A 16,986-nucleotide genomic window follows, 5' to 3' on the forward strand; every position below is an offset into this window, starting at 1 on the left:
ACAGATTGTCCACAGATCTGAATAACTTTAAAATGAGGCATAGAACCATGGACGATTACTCTGTTATCTGGGAAAAGACACTGGAGTCCGTTTCTTCATTCCTGAGCAAGCCGAGCTTTGAGACTTGGCTCAAACCAACCAAGCCTGTTTCCTTTCAGGACAAGGTCTTGATCGTCGAGGTACCCAACGATTTTGCCCGGGATTGGCTTGAATCCCGGTATGCCCCGCTTTTGACGGCCACGATCAAGGAGATCATGGATGAAGAGATCGAATTGCGCTTTGTAACCCCCGAACGGGAGGAATCGGTCGGGAAAGCCCCTCCCCCCAGCGTTCCGGTGACCAATGCTCCGGCGCAACCCAGTCAATTGAATCCAAAGTATACTTTTGAGAGTTTCGTGGTCGGCGAGAGCAACCGTTTTGCCCATGCCGCCTCCCTGGCGGTGGCCGAAGCGCCGGGCAAAGCTTATAATCCTTTATTTATATACGGCGGAGTCGGTTTGGGTAAAACGCACCTGATGCAAGCCATCGGCCAATTTGTCTTGAAAAATCACGCCAATTACCGGGTCGTCTATGTCTCATCCGAAAAATTCACCAATGAGCTGATCAATGCCATTCGTTTCAACCGGACGCCGCAGTTCCGCGATACTTACCGGAACGTGGAAGTCCTGATGATTGACGATATCCAGTTTTTCGTCGGCAAAGAAAGTACTCAGGAAGAGTTTTTCCATACCTTTAATACCTTATACGAATCGGGCAAACAGATCGTGATCTCCAGCGACCGGCCTCCCAAAGAAATTCCGACCCTGGAAGATCGGCTCCGTTCCCGGTTTGAATGGGGCCTGATCACCGATATTCAAGCCCCGGACCTCGAAACGCGGATCGCGATTCTGCGCAAGAAGGCCGGCTTGGAGGGGTGGAATCTTCCCAATGAAGTGATTGTCAATATTGCCGATCAAGTCAATTCGAACATCAGGGAACTGGAAGGCGCTCTCATCCGGATTATCGCTTATGCCTCATTTCATAATAAGCAGATCTCGCTGGATATGGCCAATGAAGTCTTGAAAGATGTCAACTCCTCCAAATCCAAGCGGGTCACAATCCCGCTGATCCAGCAAGCAGTGGCCGAATTCTTTAATATCGGGATCGAGGAACTTAAAGCGCAACGACGCTCCAAGAATGTTACCTTTCCCCGTCAAATCGCCATGTACTTGGTGCGCGAATTGACCGATTACTCGCTGCCCAAAATCGGCCAGGAATTCGGGGGCCGGGACCATACCACGGTCATCCACGCCTACGAAAAAATTCAGGATCTCATGAAGAATGACATGGAAGTGGACCGGATCATTAAAAACTTAATCCACAAACTCGGTCAATAAGTGGGGATTATCTCTGAATAATTTGTGATTAAAAGTTATCCACAGCTGTTGAAAAAAGTGGATCATGGGAATGATGTGCATAATTTTTTTTTCATCCACAACGCCCCCGCTCGATGAAAATGCCGCCTTTTAAGGAATGGATGGTTTTATCCACATATCAACAGCGCCTAAGACTACTACGAATTATCTTTATAATTTTAAAAAATAAAAAACAGTTGTAATAGGAGGAGTTCATAATGAATATCACCTGCCAACAAGAGGAACTGGCCCGTTTTTTACAGATAACCGCCCGTGCGCTGGCCACGAAATCAACCTTGCCGATATTGACCGGAGTACTCCTGGAGACGAAAGAAGATCACCTGCGCTGTGTCGCTACGGATTTAGAAATTGCCATCGAAGTAAGGGTACCCAATATTCAAATCATGAAACCGGGAATCCTGGTATTGCCGGGGAGGACATTCGTGGAGATCGTGAGACACCTGCCGGCGGTACCGGTCTCGATCGAGTTGGATGAGAATTCGAAGATGGTCAATATCCGCAGCAAACACTCCACTTATCAACTTCCCACCCTGCCGATGGAAGAATTCCCTGCTTTTCCGGAGAGCAAAAACGAACAGTCTTTCAGCGTCAGTGGGGAAAAAATCCGTGAAGCGATTAAACAAACCATTTTTGCCACCCTGGCCGAGGATCCAAGGCCTTTTCTATCGAGCATCCTCTGGGAAGTGACTCCGGGGAACCTGCGTTTCGTGGCTACCGACGTCAATCGGCTGGCATTGAAGGACACTCCGGTGCAATCCGACTTTCAAAAAACAGCATTGGTGCCGGTCCGGGCATTGCGGGAGATCGCCAATATCTTCGGCAACAGCAACGAGGAATTGTTGAACGTTTTCCTGGACGACAAATTCATCTTCATGAAAGGACTGGGGATAACTTTCTCCTCGCGACTGGTGGAAGCGCAATTCCCCCGCTATGAGCAGGTCATTCCGAAAGAATTTAACCGGACCGTGAAAGTGCAGCGTTCCGAGATTATCGAGGCGCTTGAGAGAACGGCTTTGGTTAGCTACTCCGTCAAATTAAGTATCAAGGATCAACAATTGCAGATCACGGCCAAGGAACCGGATAAAGGCCGCTCCTATGAGGAACTTCATATCGAATTTGAGGGACCGGAAATTGATATCGGATTCAATGCCAAGTTTCTATTGGATTTCTTGAAAACGGTCGATTCCGATCAAGTCAGCTTACAATTGATTCAAGAGCTCAAACCGGTACTGATGCAAGGCGTAAACGATGGGGCTTATCAGTACATCGTAATGCCATTGAAACTCTCGGTATAAGCCAGCTTAGTCTGGCTTTTCAATTCTTTTAACAAGTTGTCTTCGGATAGAAATTTTAAAAAAGGGAAAGATCTTCCTGTATAACTTATGAATCGATGGTTTATGAAAAGACGCTGCGAGAAATATTTTTACAAAGAATTAACAAGCAATCGGCTGGATTGGCGCGCAACGGAGGTGTTTTTGTGGCTGAACAGCAAGTGGGCATTAATAGCGACTTCATCACCTTGGGGCAATTCTTAAAATGGGCTTCCATCGCCGATTCGGGTTTGGAAGCAAAATTTTTAGTAGCGGAAGGAAAGATTTCAGTAAACGCAGAAATAGAAAAAAGGCGGGGCCGTAAGTTGGTCCCGGGCGATCGAGTGACAGTCGCCGGTCAAACCTATCAGATTACGTTGAATAACCATTGAGGCTTTGAATGCCGTTACAAGAGTTAACCCTGAAAAATTTCCGCAATTATGAATCTCTGACTTTAGAGTTTTCACCGCGGGTCAATATTTTTTTCGGCCGAAATGCTCAAGGAAAAACGAATATTCTAGAGGCGATCGCCCTTCTTTGCCTGGGGAGGTCGTTTCGCACCCGCAAAGATGAGGAGTTCATCCGCTGGCAACAGGAGAGTTGCTATCTGAAAGGCTCCTTTCAACAACAGTCATATTCCAATGTCATCGAGATGGGCATCGGATCCCAGGAAAAGAGGATCAAGCTGGATGGACAGGTCGTCAAGAACCAGGAGCTGTTCGGCAGGGTGCCAGTGGTTCTCTTCGGACCGGATGATTTACAGATTGCCAAAGGCGGACCCCAGCACCGGCGAGATTTTTTAGATTTCTATCTGGCGCAGATTGAACCGAATTATCGCTGGATTTATTATCATTATCACCGCGTTTTGCAACAGCGTAACCGGCTGTTTAAGGTCGGAATCCGCAGCGGCGACGAGCTGGAGATCTGGGATGAACAACTGATCGAAAAGGGCGTTACGGTCATCCGCTACCGCTTGAATATGTTAGCGGCGATTCGCGATCCTGTTCGCCAAGCGCATCAGGATATCAGCGGCCATTCCGAAAGCTTGGGCCTGCAATATCTCTCCTTCAACAATCAGCCGATTCAAACCTGGGATGAAGCCGGATTGCGGGAACAATTCCGAACGGAACTCAAAAGACTGCGCCGGCAAGAAATGGAGCGCCAGATCACCTTGACCGGGCCGCACCGGGATGATCTCCGCCTGACTCTCGGTGATCAGGTTGAGTTGCGCAATTTTGGCTCTCAGGGTCAGCAACGAACGGCGGTGTTGGCCCTCAAATTGGGTTTGATCGAGAAGATCCGCGAAAGCCGCGGCGATTATCCGATCCTGCTGTTGGATGATGTGATGGCGGAGTTTGATGATCACCGGAAAATTCAACTCTTGAGTCATTTGTTTGGTTCGACGCAGACCATTTTGACCTCGACCAACCGGGACGATTTTCCAGTCATCAATCAGGAAACCCGTCTATACGAAGTAAAACAAGGAGTCGTCAATGTCCTATAAACCGTTTACCGCGATTATGGAGCGTTATTTCAAACGCACCGGCGGATTGGTCAGGCTCAAAGGCGAACTGGCGGTTTATTATTGGCCCAAGGTGGCCGGACGGGAATTGGCCGCTAAGATTGAGGCCGTCCGCTATCAGGATGGCAATCTGTGGTTAAGGACGGAAAATCCGGCTCTGGCCCATCAGGTCACGTTGATGAGCCTGGAGATATTAAAAAGATTCCAAAAATTGCTGGGCCGGAACATTATCAAAAATATCAAGGTGCGGATCGCTCCGCTTTGCGAACCGCCCCGTCCCCCGGCGCCGCAGCCTTGCCCGGTGGAACTGAGTCCGGATGATGAAAAATTCATCGCAGAATGCGGCCAAGAGATTCCCGATCCGGAGATCGAAGCCCGCTTCGCGGCGGTCATGCGGAAGCATCTGAAGAATACCAAGCAGCAAGAGTTGCTCTACCGGAGCAGGTGTAAATGCTGTGGGGTACCGGTCCCCAAAAGTGATGATTTGTGCGCCTGTTGCCAGTTTCACCGGGGATGACGCGGGTAATGCGGCGCTAACCGTTACGATTCGAAAGGATTCAACGGATTCAGACTATATCGCGGCTCAAAGCGGAAACGATCTTTTTATCCAGGAGGGATGATCATGTTTGTACATCTCGGCGGCGATACTTTGGTGCGATCAGACTCGATCATCGCAATGATCAATTTGGAGAACGCCAAGGGTTTAGAACAACTTAAAACGTTTCTGAAAAAAAATAAAAACCCGGAATTCCTGGAAAAAATCAACTTGGACGAGTATAAGTCGGCGATCCTCACCGATCAGGAACTGCTTCTCTCACCCATTTCCACCTTGACCTTGAAGAAAAGAGCCGATTTCATCGCCAACCTATGAGGCCATCGCTAACCAAATGACGCGCCAGTCATCGGGTATGGTGTATCGGAGAAAATTCTGTGAAGTTTAGAAGCGTTGTGATAAACCCTGGCCGCAGGTGAGGGCGTCACAAAAGCTCAGGGAAGCAAGTGATAAAGTCGGTTTTAACATCCTTTCGCAGGTCGAATCGAAGTGAAAAAGACTTTATCACATGGCTTTTAGAATCCGGAAATATCAAACAAAAGGGGTTTTCATCCATGGAAGACGAGAATCAGTCGCTCCAAAGCAAAGTCAATCATGGCTATAATGCGGATCAAATTCAAATTCTGGAGGGTTTGGAAGCGGTCCGTAAACGTCCCAGCATGTATATTGGCAGTACCGATAGCCGCGGCTTGCACCACTTGGTCTATGAAGTGGTTGATAACAGCATTGACGAGGCCTTGGCCGGATTCTGCGATCGGATCCTGGTGACGCTCCATAGCGACGGTTCGGTCAGCGTGGAGGATAATGGCCGGGGCATACCGGTGGGTATTCAGTCCAAGGCGCAGAAATCAGCCTTGGAAGTCGTCATGACGATTTTGCATGCCGGCGGGAAATTCGGCGGCGACGGCTATAAGGTCTCCGGCGGTCTGCACGGCGTGGGCGTCTCGGTCGTCAATGCCTTATCCACCAAATTGGAGGCCTGGGTCCGGCTGGACGGCCAGCTATATTACCAATGCTACCATCAGGGCAAACCGCAGGAACCGGTGCGCCCCATCGGTCAAGCGGAAGACACGGGAACCACCATCCGCTTCTATCCGGACCCGGAGATCTTTGAATCCTGCGAATTCAGTTTTGAATATTTGACGCACCGTTTGCGCGAATTGGCTTTCTTGAACCGGGGCATCAAAATCATTCTCAAAGACGAAAAAGGCGGCCGCGAAGCGACCTATCAGTACAACGGCGGGATTATTTCGTTCGTTGAAAGCCTGAATAAGACCAAAAATCCGCTTCATCGCGAAGTCATTTACATCCGCAAGAAAGTGGACGACTATGAGATCGAAGTGGCGATCCAGTACAACGACGGTTTCGTGGAAAGCGTCTTCACCTTCGCCAATAATATCAATACCCACGAAGGAGGCAGCCACCTCTCGGGGTTCCGGTCGGCCCTGACCCGCTCCCTGAATGATTATGCCCGGAAGGCCAATCTGATCAAGGAGAGCGAGGCCAGCCTCTCCGGAGACGACGTCCGGGAGGGACTGACGGCGATCATCAGCGTCAAACTGCGTTTTCCGCAGTTTGAAGGGCAGACCAAAACCAAACTCGGCAACAGCGAGGTCAAGGGATTGGTCGAGTCCACGGTCAATGAGGGTCTGGCGGAATTTTTCGAGGAGAACCCGACGTCCGCCAAGAAGATTATTGAAAAATGTTTCCTGGCGGCTAGGGCCCGGGAGGCGGCGCGCAAAGCCAAGGAACTGACCCGGCGCAAGAGCGCTCTGGAGGTCGGGTCGCTCCCCGGCAAACTGGCCGACTGTTCCTACCGCGAGCCCGAATTGACCGAGCTTTATCTGGTGGAGGGCGACTCAGCCGGCGGATCCGCCAAGCAAGGCCGGGACCGCCGCTTCCAGGCCATTCTGCCGTTGCGCGGCAAGATTCTCAATGTCGAAAAAGCCAGCCTGGACAAGATCCTGAACAACGAAGAGATCAAGGCGATGATCACCGCTTTGGGAACCGGGATCGGCGAGGATTTTGACCTCTCGAAACTGCGCTATCACAAGATCATCACCATGACCGATGCCGATGTCGACGGCTCGCATATCCGGACGTTGCTGCTGACGTTCTTCTACCGGTTTATGACGCCGCTGGTGGCCAACGGCTATGTCTATATCGCCCAGCCGCCCCTGTACTACATCAAGCAGAATAAGAACGAGCATTACGCCTATTCCGACAAGGAGTTGGAGGAGCTTTTGGCCCAGATCGGCAAGCAGAACATCGTGGTGCAGCGGTATAAAGGCTTGGGCGAGATGAACGCCGAGCAACTCTGGGAGACTACCATGAATCCGGAAGGACGGACAATTCTGAAAGTCACCATGACCGACGCCATCGAGGCCGACGAGACCTTCTCGATGCTGATGGGCGACAAAGTGGAACCCCGTCGCGACTTCATCACCTCGCACGCGTTGGAAGTCCGGAATTTGGACGTGTAATCATGAAACAGCTTAAACTCTATCCGCTGCTGGCGATCCTAGGGGCGGTGCTGATCTGGGGTTTCTCCTTTTTGAGCATTAAGGTCACGGTAGCGGTGATCCCCCCGCTGACGATGGCTTTCATCCGTTTTGCCATGGCTTCGTTCCTGCTGTTTTGGGTCCACCGTTGGCTGGAGCCGCGGGGAAAGGTAGCCCCGGCGGATCTCCCTTTGTTGGCCGGAGCGGGCCTGATCGGGATCACGCTTTATTTTTATTTCGAGAATAACGGCGTCAAATTGATCACTGCCTCGGCAGCCTCGATCATCATCGCCGGGATTCCGGTGTTGACCCTGCTCTCGGAGGCGCTTTTCTTCAAGGGGCCTTTCAATGGGGTCAAGGTCGGCAGCGTCCTGTTGTCAGTGGTCGGCGTGTACTTGCTGGTGACCGGGGACAGCCAGGGGTTGGGCCGACCGGGAGCCGGCCTGGGATACTTGATGATGTCCGGGGCCGCCTTAGCCTGGGTCATCTACGTGATCATCACCCGGCCCCTCTTCCGGCGCTACTCTCAGCTGACCATCGTTTGTTACCAAACCTATTTTGGAACGCTGGCGCTGGCGCCGTTTCTCTTCATTGAACGGACCGACTGGTCGGCGGTGAACACCCCTATCGTCTGGAACTTGATTTTCATGGGAGTCTGCTGTTCGGCGCTGGCCTATTATTTTTACGTGTATGCCCTGGATAAGCTGGGCGCCAACCTGACGGCGCTGTTTTTAAATTTGATTCCCTTCATCACGGTGCTGGCCGGCTGGCTGATTCTGGGGGAACAACTCTTGCCCCTGCAAATCCTCGGCGGACTCCTGGTCATCGCCGCAGTCTGCGTCATGGATTGGGAACCGCCGCGTTTTAAAAAATCCGTCGCCCAGACCGGACACCCTTGAGTGCCGCCCGGCCTTGAATCGCTGCCATGGGGAAGGTCCAATTTTGGCGGCAGATGCCAAGATTTCCGAAAAACCCTTCTTGCCAAGGACAAAAAAGATATGGTAATATAATTAGGTGTCCATGATGGAAGTCGATCAACTCCGCACCGATGAGCGCTATATGCGGGAAGCCCTGGCCCAGGCGGCCGAAGCCGGGTCCATCGGCGAGATTCCTATCGGCGCGATCGTGGTCCGGGAGGACCGGATCGTGGCCCGGGCGCATAACCTGCGCGAGCAGAGCGGCGACCCGACGGCTCATGCCGAGATCCTGGCGCTGCGGGAAGCGGCGGCCGCGCAAAGCCATTGGCGGCTGGCCGACGCCACGCTCTATTCGACGCTGGAGCCCTGCCCGATGTGCGCCGGCGCGCTGGTCCAAGCCCGCGTCAAACGACTGGTCTTTGGCGCCGCCGATCCGAAGGCGGGAGCCACCGGCAGCCTGATGAACATCGTCCAGGACCCCCGGTTGAACCACCGGGTAGAAGTTACCTCTGGTATTTTGGCAGAGGAATGTGGTAAAATATTAAAGGAATTTTTTCAGAAACGCCGGCAGCAGCCGGTGTCATGAGAGCGCTGATCCGGAGAGATGGCTGAGCGGTTGAAGGCGCCCGCCTCGAAAGCGGGTAGGGATTTACGTCCCTCGCGAGTTCGAATCTCGCTCTCTCCGCCATAATAATCCACTGGTTTCGAGCAACGATTTCTGGTATAATAGTATACGTCTGATCCGGAGAGATGGCCGAGTGGTCGAAGGCGCACGCCTGGAGCGCGTGTAGGTGTAACAGCCTCTAGGGTTCGAATCCCTATCTCTCCGCCATATAAAAACATTACGCCAACTCATTTTGTTGGTTTTTTTATTTTTTCGGGACTTTCTTCCGCTCCGCCAGTCATTCGGCGCGCTCCAACAACCGTCTCTCCATCGCTCCCTCCCTTCCGTCCGCTATTTTATGGCAGCCGTCACCGAGGCTATCGTAAAGTATGGCAAATACCTTCGCTCTTGGGGAGCTTCTGCCGCTGTCCGGCGTAGCCTTTGGTCTTTGGGACCAGGATCACGGAGGCGCTTCGCGAAATCCGGCGCAGACTCCCGTCACTGCCGGAATAACTCCGGAAAAGATGGCGCCCGCCGCCGCTTTGGCTGCGTTCGTAGAAGGAAGTGTGGCAGGAGTCGCCCGAATTATTGCGGGTCCCGCAGCGATATTGGCAATGGCTGCCATAGTTGCTGCGGGAACTGCGGGAACTGCGGGAAAAGGGGCGGCCGTTGCCGCAGTATCCCGGACAATTCGAGAAAGTGTGGCGGGAGCCGCCGCAGTGGCCGCGGCGATCGCAGCAACTGCGTTCATCGACGCCCTGGTATAAACGAAAATGACGAACGCAGCGCCCCTGGAAGTCCTTTTATCAGAGACGGCCTGAACCGGGGCGGAACTTTCTAAAAGCCATGTGATAAAGTCTCTCGAAGCGGAAGTCAGCTTGCAAAAAGATTTAAAACGACTTTATCACTTGCTTTTCTGAACTTTTGTGTTCACCCTGACCTTCGGGCAGGGTTTATCACAACGCTTCTAAATCTTGGAGGTTGATCATTTCCGGGAATATGATACAATAGATATACTTATCCAGTATTCAAGTTTGTGGCCATGCTAGACGGGGAGGTAGCGGTGCCTTGTAACCTGCAACCCGCTATAGCAGGGTTGAATTCCAAGCGGAAGGCCGGTCTTCGTGAGTCCGGCCGGATGAAGTGGTGTTGAGGATTGGGTCCTGCGCAACGGAGACCTATGAACCCCGTCAGGTCCGGAAGGAAGCAGCGGTAAGTAGGACCCTTCGTGTGCCGCGGGGTTGCCTGGTCGGAGCCGGCTGATTCGGCGCGTTCGGGGGGATACAGTCAAGGCTTGGTGCATGGTCACATCATTTTTTTAAAAAACGCCGGTACGTACCGGTGTTTTTTTTACATCAAGCGGCCCTGTCCCCGGTCCCAGCGGAGACAGACGGAAGTAGCGGGACGCACTCCAAGGCGGCAATCGGCTTTCCTCGGCCATTTGTTGCAGGATTTGACGGGCCGATAGCCAATATATATCCTTTAGATTATGTTGCGGAGCCGCACTTCGGCTACATGAAGGAGTAATAAACCAGAAAATGGTTATTCTGAATATGTCGAATTCATTGACGAGGGGCCCCTTATTCCATGGGGCCGGTGGATCATGCTGACCCTGAAAGCCCGCGCCAAAATCAACCTGGCCCTGGATGTGCTCGCCAAACGGCCCGATGGCTATCATGAGGTCGATATGATCATGCAATCGCTGGAACTGGCCGACGGGATCCGGATCGAGCCGGCCGCGGAGCTCTCGGTCGCCTGCGACCATCCGGCGGTTCCCGGCGACGAGCGGAATCTGGCCTTTCGCGCCGCCCTGCTGCTCCGGGAGAGCAGCGGCATCACTGCCGGAGCCCGGATCGTCATTGATAAAAAGATTCCGGTGGCCGCCGGACTGGCGGGAGGCAGCAGCGACGCCGCTGCTACGCTACTGGGATTGAACCGATTATGGAAGCTGGAATGGAGCGAGGAACGCCTGGCGGCGCTGGCGGTGCGGATCGGCGCCGATGTTCCCTATTGTTTGCACGGCGGGACGGCGCGGGCCACCGGGATCGGCGAAAAGCTGACTCCGTTAGCCGGGCCCTCCGACTGCCGGGTCTTGCTGGTCACCCCGGATGTTGCCGTCCCCACCGCCCGGATCTATCAGAGCTTGCGGTTGGCCGAAATCCGGAACCACCCCCGGGTGGACCGGTTGGTCCAACGGTTGAAGTGGGGTGCGGTCGCCGGGATCGAGGCCGATTGGGGGAACGTACTGGAAGAGGCGGCGCTGCCGCAATTTCCGGTTATCGCTCAGGTTAAGGAGTTATTCGGCCGGTTCGGCCTGGCCAGCTTGATGTCGGGCAGCGGGCCCTCGGTGTTTGCCCTGAATCCCCCGGCGGAAGCGGCAGCGGGACTCCTGGCCCGATTGCCCGGGAACTGGTTCGGCTGCTTGACCCGGTTTCAAGCCGCGCGAAACGAGCAGGACGCGTCTGTGAAATGAGAGGAGTCAGGCTATGTCCCGCCGCAAGACCGGTCGATTCCGCTCAAACCAGTCATAAGATAAAGACGAGAGGTGTAAGGGATGGAGCGCAAACCTTTGGTGCCGATACGGTTGGATAATTACAAACCCCTGCGGGAACTGGTCTTTGAGTCGCTGCGGGAGGCCATTATTACCGGCCAGTTAAAGCCGGGAGAACGGCTGATGGAGATTCAATTGGCCGAAGAGATGGGCGTCAGCCGCACGCCGGTCCGGGAGGCCATCCGCAAGTTGGAGCTGGAAGGGACCGTGGTGATGATTCCCCGCAAGGGCGCCTATGTGGCGGGTCTTTCCATGAAAGACGTGGCCGACGTCTTCGAGATCCGCGGCGCCTTGGAGGGATTGGCCGCCGAACTGGCTTCGGAACGGATCACCGACGACGAGATGGAGGAGCTGGAGCGGTACCTGGTGATGACCGCCGAGGAGATCGATTCCGGGAATCTGGAACAAGTGGTCCAGGCCGATACCGATTTTCACAGCCTTTTATATAAAGCCAGCCGGAACAGCCGCCTGCCCCAGATCCTCAACAACCTGCGCGAGCAGATCCAGCGCTTCCGGGCGACTTCGCTGTCCTATCCCGGCCGGATGAAGTATGCGCTGGAGGAGCACCGCAAGATCGTGGAAGCCATCGGGGCTCGGGACGGCGAATTGGCCCGGAAGCTCGCCCAGGAACATATCGAAAATGCCGAAAACAGCATGATGATCATGCTGCATGAGGATAAGCGGTTTGGAGGGAACTGAATGGACGCAGTGATTCTGGCCGGAGCGCTGAATTCGGGTCCGCTGCGCGCCGTCAGTTCGGCCCAGTATGAAGCGGCCATCGAAATCGCCGGCAGGCCGATGCTGGATTATGTGGTGAAAGCCTTGCAAAACGTGGCGTCGATCCGGCGCATCATCATCGTAGGCAACGAATCGGCGGTGGCGCCGGAGATCCGGCGGCAGGCGGTCGGGGTCATCGAGCCGGGTGGAACGTTGGTTGACAGCTTAATTGGGGGATTAAATGCGCTTCAGTCCGCCGAGCCGGTGCTGGTCGCCACCTCTGATATTCCGCTGATCACCCGCGAAGCGGTGGAGGATTTCCTGAGCCGTTGCAGCCGAATCCCGGGCGACGTCTATTATTCGTTCGTCTCCAAAGAGCTGAACGAGGCCAAATACCCAGGGGTGCAGCGGACCTACGTCACCCTGCGTGAGGGGACCTTCACCGGCGGCAATCTGGCGCTGATCGCGCCGCGGGTGGTCGAGGAAAACGCGGAAATGCTGCGCAAGGCGGCGCTGCTGCGCAAGAAGCCATGGAAGCTCTGCCAGATGTTGGGCTGGCGCTATCTTTGGAAGCTGCTCTGCGGCAACCTGACCATCGCCGAGATTGAACAACGGGTGCGGTCCGTCTTCGGGATTCGGGCCGTGGGAATCATCTCCCCCTTTCCGGAGGTGGGGATCGATGTGGATAAACCCAGCGACTTTCGTCTGGCTACCGAGGTGCTGTCCAAGTAAGGCGGCTGGCTGAAAAGGAAGGATTGAACAATGAAGAAGGGAACGCCCCTTCTTTTTTTGTTTACATAGAATTCATCAGATTGTAAGTAGGTAATTTTGGTCAAGTTAGAAAAAACAGTAAAAAACTTTGGGTAATAGAAGGATTTTCTAAAACTTTATGGAATTTATCCAGTACTTCATGCGAAGCATTCGAAAAGAAAGGTGAGTGGGTTCATGAACATCACTGATGTGCGCCTCAAGAAAGTCAACACCGACGGAAAGATGAAGGCAATTGCTTCGATAACCATTGATGATGCTTTTGTGGTACGGGACATCCGGGTGATTGAGGGACAGAACGGCCTTTTTGTGGCAATGCCCAGTCGTAAAACTCCCGAAGGCGAATTTCGGGATATCGCACATCCGATTACCTCCGATGCCCGGGAACTGATTCAAACCGCCATTTTGAAGGAGTATGAAAAGGCGGAATGACCCGGTAGAGACGCGTTCCGAATCGACCATCATTCGATAGCCGCACGGAGATGGCTATTTTTATGCGGTATGACAATATTAACTAGGAGATTTCCCGTTGACATCCGGCGGGATGATTGTTATACTATATTTTGTTCACTGGGGCGTAGCCAAGTTGGTAAGGCACGGGACTTTGACTCCCGCATGCGTTGGTTCGAGTCCAGCCGCCCCAGCCATTTTACGGAACTGACCTTACAAAAGAACTCTGCGCAGAGTTCTTTTTTTATTTTCCGCGGGGAGGAAGGCCGGTCCCCTTGGCGAATTACAACATAAAATAGTGAATTCGAGATATGTTAAGAGAGAGGAACGCGTCTCCCATCGATACATCCGGGCCGCTATCCCGGACGTGGAGAATCCTCTGTTAGGAAGCGTAAGGAGGTTTCCAGATGGCGCTGGTTTCACTGATCCTGGCCACCGGCCGGGATCCCCAAATGAACTCCGTGTACCCGACGGCGCTGCAACCGGTGTTGGGCAAACCGATGCTGGCCTATGCGGTGGCGACGGCCCGGGAATGCGGCGCGGACCCGTTGTGGGTGGTAACCGGACCGGCTACCGAGCAGGTCTCGGAGATCATGGGCCCGGAACTGAATTATCTCTCCCTCCCTGAATCCCGGGAAACGGGGCAGGCGCTGTTGAGCGCCAGCGAAGCTTTGGCGGATTGTTCCGGGGACGTATTGGTCCTGCCGGGAAATATGCCCCTATTGACAGCGGACGCGCTCCGGCAGTTGCTGGAGGCGAAACGGGCTCAGGGGGCCAGCGCGGCCGTTCTGACCCTGGAACGACGGCACTCTTCGGGTGGGGACCGGATCATCCAGGACGCCGCGGACCTCATCAGCGCCGTGATTCCCGAGGAGGACGCGACGGAGGAACAGCGGCAGAATAACGCGGCCGATGCCGGGGTTTATTGTTTCGGGATCGGGGAATTGCGGGCCGCGCTGGCTAAATTGTCGCCCCGAACCGGCCGGGGCGAATATTCTTTGGCGGAAGTCTTTACAATAATGTTGGAAAGCGGTGCGAAGGTCATCGGAGTCCCGGCCGGCGATCCCCTAACCGTGCTCCGCCCGACGGACCGGATGCAACTCGCCCGTACCGAGAAATGCCTCAAAGAGGCCATCAACGGCCGTTGGATGCGGGACGGGGTCACCTTGGCGGATCCCGATTTCACCTATATCGGTCCCGACGTGGTCATCGGCAGGGATACCCGGATCCTGCCGGGAACATTCCTCTTCGGAAAGAGTATGATCGGAGAAAATTGCACCATTGGGCCGCATACCCGGATCGTCGATTCCAGTATCGGCCGGGACAGCGTGGTGGAGCATAGCCAGGTGCTTCAGTCCCGGTTGGGAGCTGCCAATCAAGTCGGGCCGTTCGCCTTCATCCGCCCGGGAACCGTCACTGCGGGCCAGGTAAAAATCGGCGATTTCGTGGAACTGAAAAACTGCCAGATCGAACAGGGCAGCAAGGTTCCCCATCTGACCTATTTGGGAGACACCGAGGTCGGCGCGGGAGTCAATATCGGCGCCGGCACCATCACCTGTAATTACGATGGGGTTCATAAGCACCGCACCATTATCGGCGATGGCGCTTTTATCGGCAGCAATTCCAATCTGGTGGCTCCGGTGAAGGTCGGAGCCGGCGCGACGGTAGGAGCGGGGTCGACGATTACCAAGGAGGTGCCGCCCGGCGCGTTGGCTGTGGCACGCTCCAGGCAAGAGGTGAAGCCGGAGTGGCGGTCGCCGCGGGACCGCGCTGGAAAATAACGGCATAAAGGTTTACACATCTTGTGCCGAGTGTTATAATTTTGTACGAACTATATTTTGCCAGAACCGTAATTCAGGGAGTTGCTCCCGGGCTTCGAAATTTTAGACGGCGAACCGGCTAAAAAATAAGCCCCTGCGATTCTCTAATGAATATTGGAGGTAATACCGATGGAACTTTCGTTATCAGCCGTAACGCGCGAGGGAGTTGGGACGCTCAAAGTCCGTAAACTCCGGAACGAAGGACAAATCCCGGCGGTGTTGTACGGGGAAGGGAAACCGAACCAAAATATTGCGGTGAACGGTCGCGAACTCGAAATTCTGCTGCGGGAAGGCAGCGGGAAACTAATCAATCTCCAGTTGAAGCTGGCCAAAGGGGTCAAGCGGGAGCACGTTCTCATCAAGGAACTGCAAAAGCACCCGGTAAAAGGCGGGGTCACCCATCTGGATCTGCTCCGGGTGGCCATGGATCAGCCGGTAACCGTCAAAGTGCCGCTGCGCCTGGTCCATGAAGAAAAACGTCCGCGCGACGGCGCCGTGCTGGAAACGATGATCCATGAATTGGAGGTCAGTTGCTTGCCAACCGCCATTCCCGAGCATATCGAGGTGGACATCAGCGGTTTGAATATCGGCGAGACAATTCACGTCAAGGATCTGCAACTGGCTCCGGGCGTTAAAGTCCTGAATTCGCCGGAAGAGGCCCTCGTTCTGGCATCCGCGCCGACCGTGGCCGAAACCCCGCCGCCGGCTGAAGCTGCCGAAGCGGAAGTGGCCGAAGGCAAACAAGCGGAATAATCCGCAGACGGTGGTGGTTTTTTGTATTGTATTGTGGGACTCGGAAATCCCGGTAACGAATATCAACAAACCCGGCATAATGCCGGGTTTTTAGTGGTTGACCGGATTGCCGCGGCGTGCGGCGGCCAGCTAAGCCGTACCGGCTTCCGTAGCCGGTACGGCAAGTTGGCTCACGCCGGACAGGATTTGTTGCTGGTGCAACCGCAGACTTATATGAATTTGAGCGGGGAAGCGGTCGGCGCCATTACCGCCTATTATAAAATCGGTCCTTCCCATACGCTCGTCATCTATGATGATCTGGACCTGCCGTTGGGCGCGCTCCGTTTCCGGTCGGGCGGCAGCGCCGGAGGGCACCGCGGCCTGACCTCGGTGCTCCAAGTATTGAAAACTCAAGCGATTCCGCGAATCCGGATCGGGATCGGCCGGCCGGCCGGAGAAATCCCGGTTCCCGATTATGTATTGGGCAAGTTCAACGGTCCGGACCAGGCTGTTTTTGACGAAGCCCTCGCCCGTGGCGCGGCAGCGGCATTATCATTTATAGCCAACGGCCCGGAATATACCATGAATCATTTTAACTCATCCCAGCCCCAAAAATAACGCGAGCCGGCGGTCCGTCCCGGACCTTTTAGCGGGAATAAATGCGGCAAGTACCGTAAAAGCTATCCTGTGATGAATGTCCTGTTGGCCGGAGTAACTGCGTTTGTTCTGGCTTGGAGTTGGGATCGGCTGCTACAGAGGCTGGGTTGGCCCGAATTGTTACGGGTCGGTTGGCTGGTGCCATGTGGCGAAGAATTGATCAAGCTAGGAACGGCGGCGTTTTTTGGAATGCCGTATTGGTGGATTCATCCCGTATTCGGGACTGGCGAGGGCCTGTATGAAACATACAGACTCTTTCATGCGTTTCGTATATCCGTGGTAGCCCTCGGCGCGTTGACCCATCTGGTCTTCGGAATCGGTTACGGTACACCGCTCCATCCGGGGTTGAGCCTGCTGATGGCAATAGCGATCCATGCCGCCTGGAACAGTTGGATCGTTATAAATCATTACAAGCAGGGTTCAGATTGATTGCATCCGTGAATACAATGTAGCAAATTTAACGGCTCTA

18 protein-coding genes, 3 tRNA genes and 1 other RNA gene are annotated in these 16,986 nt (G+C 54.3%); all 22 read left to right on the forward strand.

Features of this window, described 5'->3' with window-relative positions; genetic code table 11:
- The first annotated feature begins 47 nt into the window (after nt 1-47).
- The 22 genes from dnaA to EDC14_RS02140 all read left to right on the forward strand — a co-directional run bounded on the left by dnaA (nt 48) and on the right by EDC14_RS02140 (nt 16,946).
- Nucleotides 48-1,376, forward strand: coding sequence for a chromosomal replication initiator protein DnaA (gene dnaA / locus EDC14_RS02035; RefSeq protein ID WP_243662769.1), 1,329 nt, complete (start codon nt 48-50; stop codon nt 1,374-1,376).
- A gap of 236 nt (nt 1,377-1,612) precedes the next feature.
- Nucleotides 1,613-2,710, forward strand: a complete 1,098-nt coding sequence (gene dnaN, locus EDC14_RS02040; RefSeq protein WP_132012518.1) for a DNA polymerase III subunit beta — start codon at nt 1,613-1,615, stop codon at nt 2,708-2,710.
- A 182-nt stretch (nt 2,711-2,892) separates the two neighbouring features.
- Complete coding sequence (locus EDC14_RS02045) at nt 2,893-3,117, forward strand: RNA-binding S4 domain-containing protein (RefSeq protein ID WP_243662770.1); 225 nt, start codon at nt 2,893-2,895, stop codon at nt 3,115-3,117.
- Nucleotides 3,118-3,125: 8 nt separating this feature from the next.
- Nucleotides 3,126-4,229 carry a DNA replication/repair protein RecF gene (recF, locus tag EDC14_RS02050; RefSeq protein WP_132012520.1) on the forward strand — a complete coding sequence of 368 codons (1,104 nt, stop codon included), beginning with the start codon at nt 3,126-3,128 and terminating at the stop codon, nt 4,227-4,229.
- Nucleotides 4,219-4,764 carry a DciA family protein gene (locus EDC14_RS02055; protein WP_132012521.1) on the forward strand — a complete coding sequence of 182 codons (546 nt, stop codon included), beginning with the start codon at nt 4,219-4,221 and terminating at the stop codon, nt 4,762-4,764. Before recF ends, EDC14_RS02055 begins: the two co-directional genes overlap by 11 nt.
- 105 nt (nt 4,765-4,869) lie before the next feature.
- Nucleotides 4,870-5,118 carry an extracellular matrix regulator RemB gene (gene remB, locus EDC14_RS02060; RefSeq protein WP_165907725.1) on the forward strand — a complete coding sequence of 83 codons (249 nt, stop codon included), beginning with the start codon at nt 4,870-4,872 and terminating at the stop codon, nt 5,116-5,118.
- Nucleotides 5,119-5,354: 236 nt separating this feature from the next.
- On the forward strand, nt 5,355-7,283 hold the full coding sequence (gyrB, locus tag EDC14_RS02065; RefSeq protein WP_132012523.1) for a DNA topoisomerase (ATP-hydrolyzing) subunit B: 1,929 nt from the start codon (nt 5,355-5,357) through the stop codon (nt 7,281-7,283).
- A 2-nt stretch (nt 7,284-7,285) separates the two neighbouring features.
- Nucleotides 7,286-8,200: a DMT family transporter gene (locus tag EDC14_RS02070; protein WP_132012524.1), complete on the forward strand. Its 915-nt coding sequence runs from the start codon at nt 7,286-7,288 to the stop codon at nt 8,198-8,200.
- Between the two features lie 124 nt (nt 8,201-8,324).
- Entirely contained in the window at nt 8,325-8,804 is a 480-nt protein-coding gene (tadA, locus tag EDC14_RS02075) for a tRNA adenosine(34) deaminase TadA (RefSeq protein WP_132012525.1), read from the forward strand.
- A 12-nt stretch (nt 8,805-8,816) separates the two neighbouring features.
- Nucleotides 8,817-8,906 (forward strand) — tRNA-Ser (locus EDC14_RS02080).
- A gap of 56 nt (nt 8,907-8,962) precedes the next feature.
- Nucleotides 8,963-9,050 (forward strand) — tRNA-Ser (locus tag EDC14_RS02085).
- A 161-nt stretch (nt 9,051-9,211) separates the two neighbouring features.
- A complete protein-coding gene (locus EDC14_RS02090; protein WP_132012526.1) occupies nt 9,212-9,589 on the forward strand; it encodes a hypothetical protein in 378 nt (125 codons plus the stop codon).
- Between the two features lie 273 nt (nt 9,590-9,862).
- Nucleotides 9,863-10,127: signal recognition particle sRNA large type (ffs, locus tag EDC14_RS02095), an RNA gene on the forward strand.
- A gap of 298 nt (nt 10,128-10,425) precedes the next feature.
- The gene (gene ispE / locus EDC14_RS02100; protein WP_132012527.1) at nt 10,426-11,295 is read left to right on the forward strand and encodes a 4-(cytidine 5'-diphospho)-2-C-methyl-D-erythritol kinase; all 870 of its coding nucleotides are present in this window, start codon (nt 10,426-10,428) and stop codon (nt 11,293-11,295) included.
- Between the two features lie 81 nt (nt 11,296-11,376).
- Entirely contained in the window at nt 11,377-12,072 is a 696-nt protein-coding gene (locus EDC14_RS02105; protein WP_132012528.1) for a GntR family transcriptional regulator, read from the forward strand.
- Nucleotides 12,073-12,822, forward strand: a complete 750-nt coding sequence (locus tag EDC14_RS02110) for a nucleotidyltransferase family protein (RefSeq protein WP_132012529.1) — start codon at nt 12,073-12,075, stop codon at nt 12,820-12,822.
- A gap of 213 nt (nt 12,823-13,035) precedes the next feature.
- Nucleotides 13,036-13,290, forward strand: coding sequence for a septation regulator SpoVG (gene spoVG, locus EDC14_RS02115; RefSeq protein ID WP_132012530.1), 255 nt, complete (start codon nt 13,036-13,038; stop codon nt 13,288-13,290).
- Nucleotides 13,291-13,429: 139 nt separating this feature from the next.
- Nucleotides 13,430-13,505 (forward strand) — tRNA-Gln (locus tag EDC14_RS02120).
- Between the two features lie 210 nt (nt 13,506-13,715).
- A complete protein-coding gene (gene glmU, locus EDC14_RS02125; RefSeq protein ID WP_132012531.1) occupies nt 13,716-15,089 on the forward strand; it encodes a bifunctional UDP-N-acetylglucosamine diphosphorylase/glucosamine-1-phosphate N-acetyltransferase GlmU in 1,374 nt (457 codons plus the stop codon).
- 168 nt (nt 15,090-15,257) lie between these two features.
- Nucleotides 15,258-15,881, forward strand: a complete 624-nt coding sequence (locus EDC14_RS02130) for a 50S ribosomal protein L25 (protein ID WP_132012532.1) — start codon at nt 15,258-15,260, stop codon at nt 15,879-15,881.
- Nucleotides 15,882-15,902: 21 nt separating this feature from the next.
- Entirely contained in the window at nt 15,903-16,478 is a 576-nt protein-coding gene (gene pth / locus EDC14_RS02135) for an aminoacyl-tRNA hydrolase (RefSeq protein WP_132012533.1), read from the forward strand.
- A 72-nt stretch (nt 16,479-16,550) separates the two neighbouring features.
- Complete coding sequence (locus EDC14_RS02140) at nt 16,551-16,946, forward strand: hypothetical protein (protein WP_165907726.1); 396 nt, start codon at nt 16,551-16,553, stop codon at nt 16,944-16,946.
- The last annotated feature ends 40 nt before the right edge of the window (nt 16,947-16,986 follow it).

Source organism: Hydrogenispora ethanolica (assembly GCF_004340685.1).
Taxonomy (GTDB): Bacteria; Bacillota; UBA4882; order UBA8346; family UBA8346; genus Hydrogenispora; species Hydrogenispora ethanolica.

Coding starts and splice junctions, on each gene's coding strand:
- dnaA (WP_243662769.1), top strand. CDS start 48: ATGGACGATTACTCTGTTATCTGGGAAAAGACACTGGAGTCCGTTTCT.
- dnaN (WP_132012518.1), top strand. CDS start 1,613: ATGAATATCACCTGCCAACAAGAGGAACTGGCCCGTTTTTTACAGATA.
- recF (WP_132012520.1), top strand. CDS start 3,126: ATGCCGTTACAAGAGTTAACCCTGAAAAATTTCCGCAATTATGAATCT.
- EDC14_RS02055 (WP_132012521.1), top strand. CDS start 4,219: ATGTCCTATAAACCGTTTACCGCGATTATGGAGCGTTATTTCAAACGC.
- remB (WP_165907725.1), top strand. CDS start 4,870: ATGTTTGTACATCTCGGCGGCGATACTTTGGTGCGATCAGACTCGATC.
- gyrB (WP_132012523.1), top strand. CDS start 5,355: ATGGAAGACGAGAATCAGTCGCTCCAAAGCAAAGTCAATCATGGCTAT.
- EDC14_RS02070 (WP_132012524.1), top strand. CDS start 7,286: ATGAAACAGCTTAAACTCTATCCGCTGCTGGCGATCCTAGGGGCGGTG.
- tadA (WP_132012525.1), top strand. CDS start 8,325: ATGGAAGTCGATCAACTCCGCACCGATGAGCGCTATATGCGGGAAGCC.
- EDC14_RS02090 (WP_132012526.1), top strand. CDS start 9,212: ATGGCAAATACCTTCGCTCTTGGGGAGCTTCTGCCGCTGTCCGGCGTA.
- ispE (WP_132012527.1), top strand. CDS start 10,426: ATGCTGACCCTGAAAGCCCGCGCCAAAATCAACCTGGCCCTGGATGTG.
- EDC14_RS02105 (WP_132012528.1), top strand. CDS start 11,377: ATGGAGCGCAAACCTTTGGTGCCGATACGGTTGGATAATTACAAACCC.
- EDC14_RS02110 (WP_132012529.1), top strand. CDS start 12,073: ATGGACGCAGTGATTCTGGCCGGAGCGCTGAATTCGGGTCCGCTGCGC.
- spoVG (WP_132012530.1), top strand. CDS start 13,036: ATGAACATCACTGATGTGCGCCTCAAGAAAGTCAACACCGACGGAAAG.
- glmU (WP_132012531.1), top strand. CDS start 13,716: ATGGCGCTGGTTTCACTGATCCTGGCCACCGGCCGGGATCCCCAAATG.
- EDC14_RS02130 (WP_132012532.1), top strand. CDS start 15,258: ATGGAACTTTCGTTATCAGCCGTAACGCGCGAGGGAGTTGGGACGCTC.
- EDC14_RS02140 (WP_165907726.1), top strand. CDS start 16,551: ATGAATGTCCTGTTGGCCGGAGTAACTGCGTTTGTTCTGGCTTGGAGT.